The organism is Roseobacter sp. TSBP12 (assembly GCF_009129705.1).
GTDB classification, from domain to species: domain Bacteria; phylum Pseudomonadota; class Alphaproteobacteria; order Rhodobacterales; family Rhodobacteraceae; genus Celeribacter; species Celeribacter baekdonensis_A.
The window spans coordinates 53,731-69,454 of sequence record NZ_PYIB01000040.1 but is presented as its reverse complement, the minus strand read 5'-3'; the positions used below and the strand labels follow the sequence as shown (position 1 = coordinate 69,454).

15 protein-coding genes and 1 tRNA gene are annotated in these 15,724 nt (G+C 56.9%); 11 read left to right on the top strand and 5 right to left on the bottom strand.

The genetic code is table 11. The features are described 5' to 3' along the window. Window positions 1-600: 600 nt before the first annotated feature. From C8029_RS11640 to C8029_RS11630, 3 genes are all read right to left on the bottom strand, one after another. On the bottom strand, window positions 601-1,695 hold the full coding sequence (locus tag C8029_RS11640; RefSeq protein WP_009573904.1) for a quaternary amine ABC transporter ATP-binding protein: 1,095 nt from the start codon (window positions 1,693-1,695) through the stop codon (window positions 601-603). Then, a complete protein-coding gene (locus tag C8029_RS11635; RefSeq protein WP_152002936.1) occupies window positions 1,688-2,578 on the bottom strand; it encodes an ABC transporter permease in 891 nt (296 codons plus the stop codon). The genes C8029_RS11640 and C8029_RS11635 overlap by 8 nt, the downstream gene beginning before the upstream one ends. A gap of 73 nt (window positions 2,579-2,651) precedes the next feature. Beyond that, on the bottom strand, window positions 2,652-3,665 hold the full coding sequence (locus C8029_RS11630) for a glycine betaine ABC transporter substrate-binding protein (RefSeq protein ID WP_152002935.1): 1,014 nt from the start codon (window positions 3,663-3,665) through the stop codon (window positions 2,652-2,654). 437 nt (window positions 3,666-4,102) lie between these two features. Between C8029_RS11630 and C8029_RS11625 the strand changes: the two genes are divergently transcribed. From C8029_RS11625 to C8029_RS11615, 3 genes are all read left to right on the top strand, one after another. After that, window positions 4,103-5,890, top strand: a complete 1,788-nt coding sequence (locus tag C8029_RS11625; protein ID WP_152002934.1) for an ABC transporter transmembrane domain-containing protein — start codon at window positions 4,103-4,105, stop codon at window positions 5,888-5,890. Window positions 5,891-5,966: 76 nt separating this feature from the next. Then, on the top strand, window positions 5,967-6,389 hold the full coding sequence (lysM, locus tag C8029_RS11620) for a peptidoglycan-binding protein LysM (RefSeq protein ID WP_152002933.1): 423 nt from the start codon (window positions 5,967-5,969) through the stop codon (window positions 6,387-6,389). 241 nt (window positions 6,390-6,630) lie between these two features. Beyond that, window positions 6,631-6,990, top strand: coding sequence for a hypothetical protein (locus C8029_RS11615; protein WP_009573909.1), 360 nt, complete (start codon window positions 6,631-6,633; stop codon window positions 6,988-6,990). On the opposite strand, the gene C8029_RS11610 is transcribed toward C8029_RS11615, so the two are convergent. Further along, a complete protein-coding gene (locus tag C8029_RS11610; protein ID WP_152002939.1) occupies window positions 6,954-8,072 on the bottom strand; it encodes a beta-ketoacyl-ACP synthase III in 1,119 nt (372 codons plus the stop codon). The genes C8029_RS11615 and C8029_RS11610 overlap by 37 nt on opposite strands. A 245-nt stretch (window positions 8,073-8,317) precedes the next feature. On the opposite strand from C8029_RS11610, the gene C8029_RS11605 reads away from it, so the two are divergent. Together C8029_RS11605 and C8029_RS11600 are read left to right on the top strand one after the other, a co-directional pair. Continuing rightward, window positions 8,318-10,216: an acyl-CoA synthetase gene (locus C8029_RS11605; protein WP_009573911.1), complete on the top strand. Its 1,899-nt coding sequence runs from the start codon at window positions 8,318-8,320 to the stop codon at window positions 10,214-10,216. Between the two features lie 219 nt (window positions 10,217-10,435). Continuing rightward, window positions 10,436-10,648 (top strand): hypothetical protein, encoded by a 213-nt coding sequence (locus C8029_RS11600; RefSeq protein WP_009573912.1) that lies wholly within the window; start codon window positions 10,436-10,438, stop codon window positions 10,646-10,648. Window positions 10,649-11,095: 447 nt separating this feature from the next. Here C8029_RS11600 and C8029_RS11595 read toward each other — a convergent pair. After that, window positions 11,096-11,170: transfer RNA gene (locus C8029_RS11595), tRNA-Thr, on the bottom strand. A 209-nt stretch (window positions 11,171-11,379) separates the two neighbouring features. Between C8029_RS11595 and C8029_RS22050 the strand changes: the two genes are divergently transcribed. The 6 genes from C8029_RS22050 to C8029_RS11570 all read left to right on the top strand — a co-directional run bounded on the left by C8029_RS22050 (window position 11,380) and on the right by C8029_RS11570 (window position 15,719). Next, window positions 11,380-11,538 carry a hypothetical protein gene (locus C8029_RS22050; protein ID WP_193217643.1) on the top strand — a complete coding sequence of 53 codons (159 nt, stop codon included), beginning with the start codon at window positions 11,380-11,382 and terminating at the stop codon, window positions 11,536-11,538. Between the two features lie 6 nt (window positions 11,539-11,544). Beyond that, on the top strand, window positions 11,545-12,810 hold the full coding sequence (murA, locus tag C8029_RS11590; protein ID WP_009573914.1) for a UDP-N-acetylglucosamine 1-carboxyvinyltransferase: 1,266 nt from the start codon (window positions 11,545-11,547) through the stop codon (window positions 12,808-12,810). A gap of 10 nt (window positions 12,811-12,820) precedes the next feature. Continuing rightward, window positions 12,821-13,300, top strand: coding sequence for a DUF2948 family protein (locus tag C8029_RS11585; RefSeq protein WP_009573915.1), 480 nt, complete (start codon window positions 12,821-12,823; stop codon window positions 13,298-13,300). Between the two features lie 75 nt (window positions 13,301-13,375). Then, complete coding sequence (locus tag C8029_RS11580) at window positions 13,376-13,819, top strand: hypothetical protein (RefSeq protein ID WP_152002932.1); 444 nt, start codon at window positions 13,376-13,378, stop codon at window positions 13,817-13,819. A gap of 117 nt (window positions 13,820-13,936) precedes the next feature. Continuing rightward, a complete protein-coding gene (gene hisD / locus C8029_RS11575) occupies window positions 13,937-15,250 on the top strand; it encodes a histidinol dehydrogenase (protein WP_009573917.1) in 1,314 nt (437 codons plus the stop codon). After that, window positions 15,243-15,719 carry a UPF0262 family protein gene (locus C8029_RS11570; RefSeq protein WP_009573918.1) on the top strand — a complete coding sequence of 159 codons (477 nt, stop codon included), beginning with the start codon at window positions 15,243-15,245 and terminating at the stop codon, window positions 15,717-15,719. Before hisD ends, C8029_RS11570 begins: the two co-directional genes overlap by 8 nt. The last annotated feature ends 5 nt before the right edge of the window (window positions 15,720-15,724 follow it).

The window sequence follows — 15,724 nt, the reverse complement described above, 5'->3', positions numbered from 1 at the left end:
TTTTTTCAGTTTTATGACAGAAGATCGGATATTTTCTCTGAAACCCCTTATTTTATGGGCGATGCAGCATAATTTTTTTGCATCTGCGAAGGCTGATTTCGGCTTTTTGGGGCGATACGCAGGTGAATCACCGAGTCCTCTCAGGGTGTTTGCGAGGTGAATCGGCAAATCACTCGCCCCATAGGTGCAAATCACCCAAACATGCCCCAACGTAAGGCGAGTGATTTTGTGAATCAGCGGGTGAATCGGGCGAGTCACCCGACTCGCAAACCATCTGATGCGACTCACCGGGTCGCCAAAACGAAAGCGATGAGCGATTCATTCAATGATCTGGTTGTTCACAGGAACCGGGAAAGCCTCATCCATTGGCTTTAAGTAGGGGGCCCCTCTTCCGCATCTGCGTCACAGGTAGCCACGACATTCTCCTGCAAGATCAGCCGCACTGTCATAGACATCACCACTGTCGTTGCGCGGATATTTTAAGAGTGCCTTTACCAAAGGCTGCCAAACCAATCTGTCCCCAAAGACCATCACATGTGTTCGCATAAAAAAGGGCGAGGTCTCCCCCGCCCGTCTTCCTATACATATATATGTGCGCGCTCAGGCGTACCGCACGTCATCCCCTTCGCTCTCCGGGGCTTTGAGCGCCTCAATCGCCGCATCAATGGTGACATTGCCGCAGACCGTGCCATCGGGCCGCTGCACCGGACAACACTTGCTTGGCGATCTGTGCAGCTTCGGCAGCGCGTCTTCGATCGAATCCGTGGTCAACACAGGTTTGCCTTGAGAGTTCGCCGGGGCTTTCATGATCGAACGAATGCGCACGACCTTGGCACGGTTCACATCCTTGATGAAATCGGTGATGTAATCATCGGCCGGGTTCATGATGATCGCTTGCGGATCGCCGGACTGGATGATCTCGCCATCCCGCAGGATCGCGATCCGATCGCCGATGTTGAGCGCCTCATCCAAATCGTGGGTGATAAAGATGATGGTCTTATGCAACTCCTCTTGCAGCTCCAACAGGATCGACTGCATATCGGTGCGGATCAGAGGATCAAGCGCCGAAAAGGCTTCGTCCATCAACAGGATGTCCGCATCGGTCGCCAAGGCACGAGCCAGACCCACGCGCTGTTGTTGACCACCGGAGAGCTGTGAAGGGTATTGATCCTCAAACCCGGCCAGACCGACCCGATCCAACCATTTGCGCGCCCGTTCCTCTGCTTCTTTGGCTTGCACGCCTTGGATCTCCAGCCCATACATCGCGTTTTCCAACACTGTGCGATGAGGCAAGAGGCCGAATTTCTGAAACACCATCGACATTTTAAACCGACGCAGATCACGCAACTGTTTGTCATCCATGGCCAGAACATTCTCGCCATCGACCCAAATCTCCCCGGCGGTCGGTTCGATCAGCCGATTGAGGTGACGGATCAAGGTGGATTTCCCCGATCCCGACAGGCCCATGATCACTTGAATCTTACGCGCCGGGATATCGAGGTTGATGTCATTGAGTCCCAACGCATGATTGTGAAGGTCCATCAGTTCGGGTTTGCTCATCCCGGCGCAAACATGCTCCAACACAGCTTCGGGCATTTCCCCAAAGATTTTATAGAGCCCTTTGATGCGGACCTTCGGGGCGTCTTCACCCGCATCCGCACGCGGCACCGCCTCTGTCATATGAACCTCAGCCATGCCCCGTCTCCCGATATGCTTGCAAGCGCTTGCCGTAAGTCTGGCTGACGCGGTCGAAAATAATCGCCAAAGCGACAATGGCGAGGCCATTCATCAGGCCCAAGGCAAGATATTGGTTGCCAATAGCACGCAGCACCTGTGTGCCAAGGCCATGCACGCCAATCATCGACGCGATCACCACCATGGAGAGTGCCATCATGATGGTTTGATTCACGCCCGCAAAGATGTTCGGCAAAGCCAGGGGGATTTGCACGCCAAAGAGTTTCTCGCGGCTGGACGCGCCAAAGGCCTCCGCCGCCTCCATCACATCGCGGTCCACCAAACGAATGCCCAGATTGGTCAAACGCACGATGGGCGGAATGGCGTAGATGCACACGGCGATCAGCCCCGGCACCTTACCGATGCCCAAAAGCATGACGACCGGAATAAGATAGACGAAGGACGGGATCGTCTGCATCACATCGAGGATCGGGGTGACAAGCGACTGCGCCCGATCACTGCGCGACATCAATACACCGATGGGAATGCCCAACGCCACACATAAAGAGGTGGCCACCGTGATCATCGCCAAGGTGGACATGGTGTCTTCCCACATCCCAAAGATGCCGATCAGCAAAAGCGAGATGACAGCACCCGTGGTGATTTTCCAACTGCGCGCGCCAAACCATGTCAGCGCGGCGATCACCAAAATGACCAGCGGCCATGGCGCGCCGGTTAAAACATCCTCAAACCAGATGAGGAATTGAAGAAGGGGATTGAAGAAGGCCTCGATCGCCTCGCCATTGGCGCGCGAAAAGGTGCGAAATCCTTCATCAATCCCCTGCTTGAATGACGACAAATCCTGTCGGCCAAGAGAAGGGAATTCTGTTAAAAACTCCAGCATATGTGTGTTCCTTATATATGGAAGAAGGGCCCGCAACCAAGTTGCAGGCCCTCGATATCCTTCAAACGCGGACTTAAAGCGCGTCCTTGACCTTTTCGGCCACCTCAGGGGTCACCCACTGGGTCCACACGTCTTCATGCTTCGCGAGGAACTCATATGCGGCATCTTCACCAATCGCTTGGTTGTCGGTCATGTAGACCAACATCTCGTTCATCACCTCACCGGGGAAAACGCGGGATTTGAGATAGGTGAGAACGCTCTCCGGCGCAATGTCCGGCACATCGGCGGTGACAACCGTCGACACTTCGGATTTGGTCCAGCTCGACGGCTTCGGATCCATACACTCGGATTCGGATTTCACGATACATCCGTCCCAGTTCTCAGACCCCGCCCATTCGGTTTCAAACGCCAAAGGCACCAGTTTGTATTTGCCGATCACCGCGGTCGGGTTCCAGTAGTAGCCAAACCACGACTGCTCACGCTCGGCCGCTTTCGCGATGGAGCCTTCGAGACCTGCGGCAGACCCCGGATCGACCAGAACCCAGCCTTTTTCTTCCATGTCAAAGGCGCGGAACATATTGGCGTTGGCGGGCTGACAGCCCCACCCCGACGGGCAGCCCATAAAGGCACCTTTGCTTTTGTCCTCAGAGTAGGGGAACAGCTCCGGGTGTTCGATCAGCTTTTCAACCGTATCGAGTTCCGGGTGCTCGGCGGCAAAAGACGGTGTCACCCACCAGCCCTCGCCCAGACCCGTGATCGGGCCATCAAGCAGTTTGATCATACGACCGTCTTCGACCGCTTTCGCCAAAGGTTCGCGCACCGCATTGGTCCAAAGTTCTGGCGCGATCTGCGGTTCGCCTTTTTCATTCATCGAGGCAAACAATGTGTTGGTGCCACCGTTGACCAGTTCAACGTCACACCCAAAGCCTTCTTCAAGGATGATGGCATCAACGTTGGCCATCAACTCGCCCGACGCCCAGTTGAACTCTGCCACTTTGAGATCACCACAGTCCTCAGCCGCGAAAGCGCCGCCGGCCATGGTGCCGAGTGCCAATACACTGGCCGCAAAAAATTTAGTATTAGTCATAAGGGGGACCCCCGCTTACTTCGTGTGTGTTCCCCGGCCAGACGCGAACGAACGCGTCCCTCGGACCGGCCACCACCCCGAATTGGGCGATTTCTCCGCGCTTGCCGTTCGTAGCCCATGAAAGAGCACCCAGAGCACGCCCCTATATATAATGTGTACAAAACCACTCCCGTGACACACTCATATATAGAGGCCCCGAGGCACGAGCCGGCGGAGCGTGGCCCTAAACGAACACATCACACCTCGTGATGCAACCCGATAGCCCGGCTGATGCATCAGCTTTTCCCGATATATCCGCAAACTCCACCTATCTCACGCCATTGTCGCAGTTCACACAGTCGTCGCCCTTTTCCACACTTGGCAGCGGTTGCGCGGCCCGGCGCGGGGGTCTATCTGTCGAACACCCCCACGACTGTCACGGGACAAAAGGATAAAGCATGGCCGCTGACCGCACCCTTACAGACGCAGCAGAGCGTGAAAAATCGAAACGGGTTGGCGCGCTCGCCGAGCTTTGGCCCTTTATCAAACCCTATAAGCGCCTGATGAGCGCGGCCTTTGCCGCCCTCGTCCTCACGGCCTGTATTTCCCTGATCCTGCCCGTCGCCGTGCGCCGCGTGGTCGATGGGTTCCAAGAGGCGGGCGGGTTGTTGTTGGACAAATATTTTGGCGCGGCCTTGATGATCGCCGGGCTTTTGGCCCTTGGCACCGGGATGCGCTATTATCTTGTCACCCGCTTGGGTGAACGCGTCGTCGCCGACATTCGCAAATCCGTGTTTGACCGGATGATCCGCATGTCGCCGGCGTTCTATGAAAAGATCATGACCGGCGAGGTGCTCTCAAGGATCACCACCGACACCACGCTGATCCTGTCCGTCATCGGCTCGTCGATCTCTGTCGCGCTGCGCAACACTTTGATCATGATCGGTGGTTTGGCATTGATGCTGTTCACGTCAGCCAAACTCACCGGACTCGTCCTGTTGATCGTGCCCGTCGTGATCATCCCAATCATCGTCCTGGGTCGCCGCCTCCGGGTGTTGTCGCGCGAGAACCAGGATTGGATCGCGTCTTCGTCGGGCACCGCCTCCGAGGCGCTTTTATCGGCACAAACGGTGCAATCCTTCACCGCCGAAGACCCACAGGCCGCCCGGTTTGACGAGGTCACGGAGAAAAGCTTCACTGCCGCCCACACCCGGATCAAAACCCGCGCCGTGATGACCGTGATCGTCATCGCGCTGATTTTTTCCGGCGTGGTTGGTGTGCTTTGGATCGGCGCGCGCGATGTGCGCAATGATGTCATGTCCATTGGTGAGCTGGTGCAATTCGTGATCTACGCCATCATGGTCGCCGGGGCCTCCGGGGCCTTGTCTGAGATTTGGGGCGAATTGCAGCGTGCCGCGGGTGCGACCGAACGGCTGATCGAACTGCTCTCCTCCGACGACCCGGTCCATGACCCGGCCGATCCCAAACCTTTCCCAACCCCCGCCAAAGGCGCGATTTCCTTTGACGATGTGCGGTTCTTTTACCCGTCACGGCCCAACAGCCCGGCCTTGAATGGCGTGTCTTTTGACATCAAACCCGGAGAAACCGTGGCGCTTGTGGGTCCCTCGGGAGCCGGGAAATCGACGATTATTCAATTGCTTCAACGGTTTTATGATCCGCAACAAGGCGTGATCTCCATCGACGGGATGCCGATCTCTGAGATGCTGCGCTCCGATTTCCGCCAGCATCTCGCGCTTGTGCCGCAAGACCCGGTGATCTTTGCCGCCTCTGCCGCCGACAATATCCGCTTTGGCCGTCCTGACGCCACAATGGAGCAAGTCATCAAAGCGGCCAAAGCCGCAGCCGCTGACGATTTCATCGCCAAACTGCCCGAGGGCTACGACAGCTATCTGGGCGAGCGCGGCATCATGTTGTCGGGCGGGCAAAAGCAACGGGTCGCCATCGCTCGCGCGATCCTGCGCGACGCGCCGATCCTGTTGTTGGACGAAGCCACCTCTGCGCTTGATGCCGAGAGCGAACAAGCCGTGCAAAAAGCGGTCGAAGATATGGCCCGCACCCGCACCACCTTGATCGTGGCGCACCGTTTGGCCACGGTGAAAAAGGCCGACCGCATTTTGGTGTTCGAAGATGGCCAGATCGTTGCCATGGGCACCCACGAGGCGCTTGTCGCCGAAGGCGGGCTTTATGCGCGCTTGGCCAAGTTGCAATTCACAAACGGGGAATAACACGCGGATTTCCCGTTTTCATTTTGTCACGAACCGCTGATACTTGGTAAAACCACCTGAAACATAGGAGTTGGGTATGGGGATCTGGAATTTTGTAAAAGGCGCCGGCAAGAAGGTCTTTAAGAAAGAAGAAGACAAGCCGAACGCGGATGACCTGTTGGCCGAAATCGCGGCACTTGGCCTTCAGGCGGATGGCATCGACGTGGCCGTGGATGGCGACAAGGTTGTCTTGGGTGGCACCGCTCTGTCTCAGGAAACCAAAGAGAAAATCATCATGGCCGCGGGCAACATCGAAGGCATCGCCTCGGTCGAAGACACGATTGCGGGTGCCGATCCAGTGTTTCACGAAGTGAAAAAGGGCGATACGCTTTGGGCCATCGCCGCCACAACCCTTGGCAACGGCAGCCGCTACACCGAAATCTTTGAAGCCAACAAACCGATGTTGTCACACCCGGACAAAATCTATCCGGGCCAGATGTTGATCATTCCGCAGGCCTAAGCCGCGCGAGGGTGACCTTACTTTGTCTATCGTGAAAGGCGTCCCCCATGGGCGCCTTTTTCATGTCTTCTCACAACACGCTCAGACACATCCCACCCTCTAGATGCTGTCGCATGAGACAAATCCACCTAATTTTGCTTTTTGGTCGCACGCAGTTACCAATAGCGAAACAATGTCTTGGTCCGACTCATACCCAGCGTCTAATCTTATCAGGTATTTACGAGGAATCGGGCCGCAGGCAGTGGGTACGAGTGAAGAGCAGGACAAGCTGGAGGAGACAATCATTCAGCAACTGGTGTTTGACCGCCAAAACCCGGGCACTGTGGTGCGTGGGCTTTTATCTGGTCCAAACCCACCTGACCCGCTGCAAACCGTCTTTGCTCTGACCACCGTTGCCGCCGACCTGTCGGGCTGGCACGAACCCGAACTGCAAGACCTGTCATCGCGCTGTTTCGAAGAGGCCACTCTGATGATTTGCGAACTTTGGGCCGCGGGGTTTCGCCTCACCAAACCCAAAGTGGCCAAAGACCAGACGGCAGAGCAAAGGGAAAAACGGAAACGGTCTCAGACCTTTTCCACCACCACAGAGCCGACCGAATAACCCGCGCCAAACGAACAGATCAGCCCCAGATCGCCCGACGCCATCCCATCCGAATGTTTGGCAAAGGCAATGATCGACCCCGCCGAGGAGGTGTTGGCGTAGTCCTGCAAAATATTGGGTTGCTCGCCCGGCTCTGGGACCCGGCCCAGAACCTTTTTGCCGATGTAATCATTCATCGCCTTATTGGCCTGATGCAGCCAAAGACGTTTGAGCGCGGTCGGATCCAGGCCCTCGTCCTCCATATGCTGCGCAATATGATGCGACACCATGGGCAACACCTCTTTGAACACCTTGCGGCCGTTTTGCATGAACTGCATGTCGCGGCGGTCGTCCATTTGATCATGCGCCCGACGCAAAAAGCCCATGTTGTTGCGGATGTTGTTTGAGAATTGCGTCGCACAGCGGGTCGAGCGCAGTTTGAACAGCGGGTTTTGTACCACGTCCTCAGCTTCGAGCACCACAGCGGTGGCGACATCGCCAAAAATAAAATGACAATCGCGGTCACGCCATTCCAAATGCCCGGAGGTGATTTCCGGACAGATCACCAAGGCACGTCTGACAGAGCCAGCACGGATCATATCAGTCGCGGCCTGTATCCCGAACGTGGCCGACGAACACGCGACATTCATGTCAAAGGCAAAGCCGCCCGCACCCAAAATCTGTTGAATTTCAACGCCCATCGCCGGGTAGGCGCGTTCCATATTGGAAGCAGCACAGATGATCAGGTCAATGTCTGCGGCAACAACACCCGCCATATCAAGCGCCTTGGTCGCCGCATCCAATGCCATTTCCGCCATCATCGACGGGGCATCATCGGCGCGCGGCGCATAGCGCGGACACATCCGGGTCGGGTCCAAAACCCCTTCCTTCTCCATCACGTAGCGAGATTCAATACCGGACGCAGCGGTGATGAACCCGGACGAAGACGGAGCCTTGGCCTCCACCGTTCCCGCCGCGATTGCATCGGCGTTTTCGGCATTATAAAGCTCGACATAGGCGTTAAAGGAGGCGACGAGTTCGTCGTTGGAGATGGCATAGGGCGGCGTAAACACCCCGGTCCCACTGATCACAACCTGTTGCATCATTCCTCTCCCCTATGGCGCTTTGAGTGCAGGCAACCTAGTCGCGCACATCCCCGTCGTCCAGCGTTCACACCGGACACTGCCACAAACTGACGTTGCGTCGAGCCTGTGCAAGGCCTGATTAATAAACGATGACGCTGCGTTGCAGGCCATGGGCGGCGTCTTGCGCGCGCTCCGGTTTCCCCGCATCATAGCCGTCGAGGAATACATCCGGGCCTGGACCCGGAGGAGAAGGGGAGGAGACGATGCCGCAGGACTTTAGTTCGCTTGAGGCGCGCAATGCGATTGAGGCCGAGATGGAATGGGAGGCGCGTGGCGAGCCTGTGACCATCTACGAGCGGGTGACAAAAACGGCCGAGACATTCGCCGACCGCCCCGCGTTTTCCTATCAAATCACCTCCGGTCCAAAAGACAAGGCGGAGACGATGAGCTGGCGCGAGACCCAGCAAAAGATGGTTCAGGCCGCCAATATGTTTCGTGCTCTTGGCATCGGCGAAACCGATGTTGTGGCCTATATCATGCCCAACGCCAACGAAACCGTCGTCACCTTTTTGGGCGGGATGGTGGCCGGGATCGTGAACCCGATCAACCCGCTGTTGGAACCGGAACAGATCGCCGCGATTTTACGCGAAACCAACGCCAAAATTGTGGTGACGCTCAAGGCCTTTCCAAAGACCGACGTGGCCCAAAAGGTGGCCGAGGCAGTGCGCCATGCCCCCAATGTGAACACGGTACTTGAAGTCGATCTTTTGCACTATCTCACACCGCCGAAAAAATGGATCGTGCCTTTTATTCGCCCCAAAAATCCAACCGCCGTGGCGCATCACGCCGATCTCTTGGATTTCACTACTGAGTTGGCGAAATACCCCTCGGATCGGTTGACCTTTGAGGACAGCAAAGCCGACCGCGTGGCGGCCTATTTCCACACCGGCGGCACCACAGGGATGCCGAAAGTCGCGCAACATAAATACTCGGGCATGATCTACAATGGCTGGCTTGGCAGCCGCTTGTTGTTCACCGAACAAGACAACATCATGTGCCCCCTGCCCCTGTTTCACGTCTTCGCCTGTCAGGTGATCGTGATGTCCCAGATCACATCTGGCGCACATGGGGTCTATCCAACGCCGGCGGGCTATCGCGGTGAAGGCGTGTTCGACAATTTCTGGAAACTCTGCGAACGCTGGAAAATCTCGTTTATCATCACCGTGCCGACCGCGATTTCGGCGATGATGCAGCGCAAAGTGGATGCCGATATTTCCACCGTCAAGATCGCCTTTTCAGGCTCGGCACCCTTGCCCGTCGAACTGTACAAACGGTTCGAAGCGGCGGCAGGCGTTGAGATCATCGAGGGCTATGGCCTGACCGAAGCAACTTGTCTTGTGGCTGTAAACCCGATCGGTGGGAAAAAGAAAATCGGCTCTGTCGGCATTCCTTTCCCGCACACCGATGTCAAAATCCTGCGCCATACGCCCGAAGGTCCGGTGGAATGCGATGTTGATGAGGTGGGCGAGATTTGTATCGACAGCCCAGGCGTGTTCCCTGGCTCGACCTATACGGAACAGGACAAGAACCACGACCTGTTCCACCATGACGTCTATCTGCGCACCGGGGATTTGGGCCGGATTGATGCCGATGGCTACATTTGGATCACCGGGCGCGCCAAGGATTTGATCATCCGTGGGGGTCACAACATCGACCCCGCCGAGATCGAAGAGGCCTTGGCCGGTCATGAGGCCGTCGGCTTTGTTGGGGCGATTGGGCAACCCGACGCCCATGCGGGTGAAATCCCCTGCGCCTATGTCGAGTTGGTCGATGGCGCGAGTGTGACACCCGAGGCATTGATGGCCTATGCCAAGGTCCATATCCACGAACGCGCCGCGATCCCGAAACACATCGAAATTCTGGACGAGTTGCCGAAAACCGCTGTCGGCAAAGTGTTCAAACCGGACTTGCGTAAACGTGCAATCACGCGGATTTACAATGGCGCGCTTGAGGCGTCAGAGCTTTCGGCTCGGGTGATCCATGTGGTGGATGACAAAAAGCGGGGTCTGGTGGCGCAGGTTGATCCGCAAGCCAAATCTGAGGAGGCAACGGTGTCACAAGTCTTGGGGCGCTTCACCAACCCGTGGGAATGGGCCGAGTAAACTCCAAGCCTCAAAAGCCCGGCCATTGCCGGGCTTTTTTGCGTGTCGCTCACAGGGCGATGGCACGAAACGGCTGAAAACCCTGAAAATTTGAGCCAGATCATGTCGGGTTAACCGAATTTCAACCTCTTATACGCCATGATTGTGCCCAGATCGCTGATTAGCGTGGTCTCATTGCGATCAAAGCCCGAACAAAAGGGCCTCATGAAAGGCAAACCCATGGTTGTTGGACTTATCCTTTTCTCATCTTTAGTTGCAGCCCTCATGACCGGGCTGGGCTTGGCGTTTGGGATGCCCATTTGGGCAGCACTGATCACCTATGCCGTGGTCGGATCGCTCACATTGCTTTGCGCTGCGGCCGTTCTCTATGCCCGCGCGCAAGCGACATCAAATCAGGATTGCGACCACCACAAAGATCTCGCCACCGTCTGAATCGCTGTTTCAGAGAAAATTACCTAAGGGCCTTTAAACTGGCTCAACCCCTTTAAAGTTGCGTCACAGTTTGAGGCTGCGTCACGGTGCTTCGAACCACTCATGTACAAATGTTGATGTTGATGTCACCTCGCCGCAAGGCCGCCCAAACATCCGTTTCGGGCCAAGCCTACGTCGTCAGCAATGCTGGCATCGCTCTCAAACTCCAGCAACATGCTATCCCTGATCGAAACTCTGCTGAACGCTTTCCATGAAACCAAAAGGCGCGCCGATTCCTCATGAACAGCAAGGCCTTATACGGGACAAAGCCCGCAGTTCTTCGCACAATGCCTACAGTGCATCAATAGAACCTATCAGCGCTTAAAACGCACATCCTGGTTGATCAGCATGCGAAGAAACCGCTCTAACCAAAGTGATCGCACTCAACTCAGACAATCTCTTGAAAAATGGTGCTGCTGGAGAGAATTGAACTCTCGACCTCTCCCTTACCAAGGGAGTGCTCTACCTCTGAGCTACAGCAGCGCCGGACCGGGTGGGCAAAAGCCCCTCACCGTGGGCGGCTAATTAGACGTGATCGGGCGGCGGCGCAAGCGCAATTTCGTGAAAAATTTGACCTTGAGCGAAGTTTCTGATGTCGCATGCAAAACGGTGTGCGCGAGAAACAGACCACAAAGGACGCAAGGGCGTGCAAAGGCTGGACGTGACAGCGCGCTTTGGCTACATGAAACCCCATGGAAAACAAATCCGATCCCACCCGGAAAAGCGGCAAATCTGCGCCCAAAGGCCGCGAAGAGCGACTCAAGGCGGCGCTGAAGGCGAACCTTGCCCGGCGCAAGGCCCAAAGCCGCGCCCGCAGGACTTCCGAGGGTACGGACAATAAAGACGAGTGAGGCGGCATGGATTCGATTTTGGTGCGCGGCAATGGGCCGGTGACTGGGGATATTGAGATTGCGGGGGCGAAAAACGCCTGCCTGACCCTTATGCCCGCCACGTTGTTGTCTGAGGAGCCGCTGACGCTGACCAATGCGCCGCGCCTCTCGGACATCAAAACAATGACCGCGCTTTTGACCTCACTGGGTGCCGAAATCAGCAGCCTGCAAGAGGGCAAGGTGTTGACCATGTCTTCACATGCTGACCTCAACCCGGTGGCGGATTACGAAATCGTACGCAAAATGCGCGCCTCCAATTTGGTGCTCGGCCCGCTCTTGGCGCGTTTGGGTCATGCGGTTGTGTCCCTCCCCGGCGGATGCGCGATTGGCGCGCGCCCGATGGATTTGCACACCACGGCGCTTGAAGCCCTTGGCGCAGAGATTGAATTGAAAGACGGTTATCTGCACGCCACGACACGCGGCGGTCTCAAGGGCGCGGTGCATAAAATGCGCTTTCCGTCTGTGGGCGCGACCGAGAATTTCGTCATGGCCGCGAGTTTGGCCAAGGGCACATCCGTATTGGAAAATGCCGCGCGTGAACCGGAGATCGTCGATCTTGTCGCCTGTCTGAAAAAGATGGGTGCACAAATCGAGGGCGAAGGCACGGATCGGATCGAGATTCAGGGTGTGGACCGTCTGCATGGCGCGACCCATCCGGTGGTGACTGACCGGATCGAATTGGGCACATTCATGCTGGCCCCCGCAATCTGTGGCGGCGAAGTGACCTGTTTGGGGGGCAAACTGTCCTTGGTCGAGAGCTTTGTCACCAAATTGAACGAAGCGGGCATCGAGGTGACGGAAAGCGCGCGCGGCCTGACCGTCAAACGCACAGGAGACCGGGTGAAGTCCGTCAATGTGACAACAGAACCCTTCCCCGGCTTTCCGACCGACCTTCAGGCGCAAATGATGGCCCTGTTGTGCACTGCGACGGGCACGTCGGTGTTGGAAGAAACCATCTTTGAAAACCGCTTTATGCACGCCCCCGAATTGATCCGCATGGGCGCACAGATCGAGGTCCACGGCGGTCATGCCACGGTGCACGGGGTTGAACGCCTCAAAGGCGCACAAGTGATGGCGACCGACCTGCGCGCCTCGGTGTCGTTGATCTTGGCGGGTCTGGCCGCCGAGGGCGAAACCGTGGTCAGCCGGGTCTATCACTTGGACCGTGGCTATGAATTCGTCGAGAAAAAACTATCCGGCATTGGCGCTCATATCGAGCGGATCAAAGCGTAAAGGAAATCCCATGGTCGAAGACGCCCGGTTCGAAGACGGCGGCGAAGAGCCGATTTATCTCAAGGCCCTAGATGCAGAAGATCTGACCGTGATTTCGGCGCTCGCACAGGATGCCATCGTGCCGATGGGCGAGATTTCCTATGACGCGACCCAGCGCCGCTTTGCCATGTTGATCAACCGCTTTCGCTGGGAAGATGTCGAGACGGCTGCCAAGCGCGGCCGCCCGGTGGAACGAGTCCAAGCGGTTTTGGTGTTTGACGATGTGATGATGGCGCGCTCCTCTGGCATCTCGACGGCGGACAAAGACATGGTTCTGTCGCTCCTGAACATCGTCTTTGTCGCCGGCCCGGACGGCACAGGTTGCGTTGAGGTCACACTCGCCGGCGACGGTCAAATCGCGCTGGACATCGAAACGATTGACGTCACACTCAAAGACGTCACACGCCCCTATATCGCACCCTCACATAAGGTTCCGACCCACGACAGTTGATCTCAATTTCGACGATCACGCATTTTAAACCGGTTTAGCGACCCTCATTTCATATCAACGATAGAAAGATTTTTCATGAAACAGATTCTTTTGGCCTGCAGCTGTGCGCTTTCTCTCATGGCAACAACACACCCCGCTCAATCTGCGGCCAGCGGCGGGTCGGTCGCCATCGACAAAGATTTCGGCATGTACACCATCACATGGGACCCGCGCGGCACGACGTTGGTGCGTTGGGAAGTTTACAACAATGATGGTCTCATCGCCATTTGCGGTGGCTATTCCAGCTCAGGCGGAAGTCTTGCCTATGAACTGTCGGAAATGGCCATGAAGGACGCTCGGATCAAACTCAACGGCAAGGTGATCGCCAGAAATTTGACCTTCTTCTCCAAGCTGAAAAATCAGAAACAAAAGGTTGAGCATGTCGGAGATCCGGCCAATTGCGTTGTCACCGATGTGCCTTCCCCGAAAGGAAAAGCGGAGTTCGAACTCTACTTTGTGAAAGACACCTACCGCTATTGACAGTGAGTGCAGCGCGGCCACTTGCGCATTGGCCGCCCTGCAACACACAATCGCTCTGCCGGAGCCGCTTGAGCCGCCGCGCTAGCCGGGGTATGCCCTGTTTCGAAGGAGACCGTCATGCCCCAGTTCCTGTCCACCACGGACCCCGATTTCGAAACCCGCTTTGCCGCTGTTTTGACGATGAAGCGCGAGGACAGCCCCGATGTAGATGACATCGTGGCCGGGATCATTGCCGATGTGCGCGCGCGCGGCGATGCGGCGGTGTTGGAGCTGACGGCCAAGTTTGATCGACTCGATCTGACGCCAGAAACAATGCGCTTCTCCGACGATGAGATCGCGGGCTATTGCGCACAGGTCTCTCCTGCGGACAAGGCTGCTTTGGAACTCGCCGCCGAGCGCATCCGCGCCTATCACGTCCGTCAAATGCCCGACAATGCGCTCTGGACCGACCCGGACGGGGCCACTTTGGGCTGGCGCTGGTCGGCCGTGTCAGCGGCGGGGCTTTACGTGCCGGGTGGCGTGGCTTCTTATCCGTCTTCGGTCTTGATGAACGCGATCCCTGCCAAGGTCGCGGGCGTGCCGCGCCTGTGCATCACCGTGCCAACACCGGATGGCGTGGTGAACCCTTTGGTCCTGATGGCCGCGCGCATTGCGGGCGTCGACGAGATTTACCGCATCGGCGGCGCACAGGCGATTGCGGCGCTGGCCTATGGCACCAAAACCATCCCTCCTGTCGATAAAATCACCGGGCCGGGCAATGCCTTTGTCGCCGCCGCAAAGCGCCGGGTGTTCGGCAAGGTTGGCATCGACATGATCGCCGGTCCCTCTGAAATCTTGGTGATCGCAGACAAGCACAACGACCCCGACTGGATCGCGGTCGATTTGCTATCACAAGCCGAGCATGACGAAAGCGCACAGGCGATCCTGATCACAGATGACGCCAAATTCGCCCAATCCGTCACCGCCGCCGTTGAAAAGCGGCTTGAGACATTGGAACGGCGCAAGATTGCCGGTAAATCTTGGGAAGAGTTCGGCGTGGTGATCACCACGCGCGATTTGGATGAGGCAGCTCGGCTCTCGGACCGTTTTGCCCCCGAACATCTGGAACTTTGTGTCGAAGACCCGGATGCTCTGTCCGCCAAAGTCACCCATGCCGGGGCGATTTTCCTAGGCGCATTCACACCAGAAGCCATTGGTGACTATGTTGGCGGGCCAAATCACGTCCTGCCCACGGCGCGTTCAGCGCGGTTTTCGTCGGGCTTGTCGGTTTTGGACTTTCTCAAACGCACAACCTTGGCCAAGATGTCCCCTGCCGCTTTGGCGGCGATTGGCCCGGCGGCAGTGCGGTTGGCGACATCCGAAAGCCTTGAGGCACACGGATTGTCGGTGCAAGCGCGGCTTGATCGGTTGAATGAGGGCGGCAATGAGTAAACTTCTATCTGTTGAGATCGACGAGGCCGGCCTCGCCCCTCCGACGCCTGAGATCGAACAAGAACGCAAAGTCGCGATTTTCGACTTGTTGGAAGACAACAGCTTTGCCCTGCCCGCCCGTGACGACCGGACGGTGCCCACGGGTCCGTTCAACTTGCTTTTGGCCATTCGCGAACGCCGTCTGGTGTTTGATCTGACCTCCGAGAGCGGCGATAAGGCGGCCGAATTTCACCTCTCTCTTGGCCCGTTTCGGCAGGTGGTCAAAGACTATTTCCAGATTTGCGAAAGCTATTTCGACGCGGTCAAGAAAATGCCCCCCAGCCAGATCGAAGCCATCGACATGGCCCGGCGCGGCATTCACAACGAAGGCGCGCGGGTGTTGCAAGAGCGGCTTGAGGGCAAGGCCGAGGTTGATATCGATACGGCGCGACGCCTGTTCACCCTGATTTGCGTTTTGCACTGGGGATAGGCAGC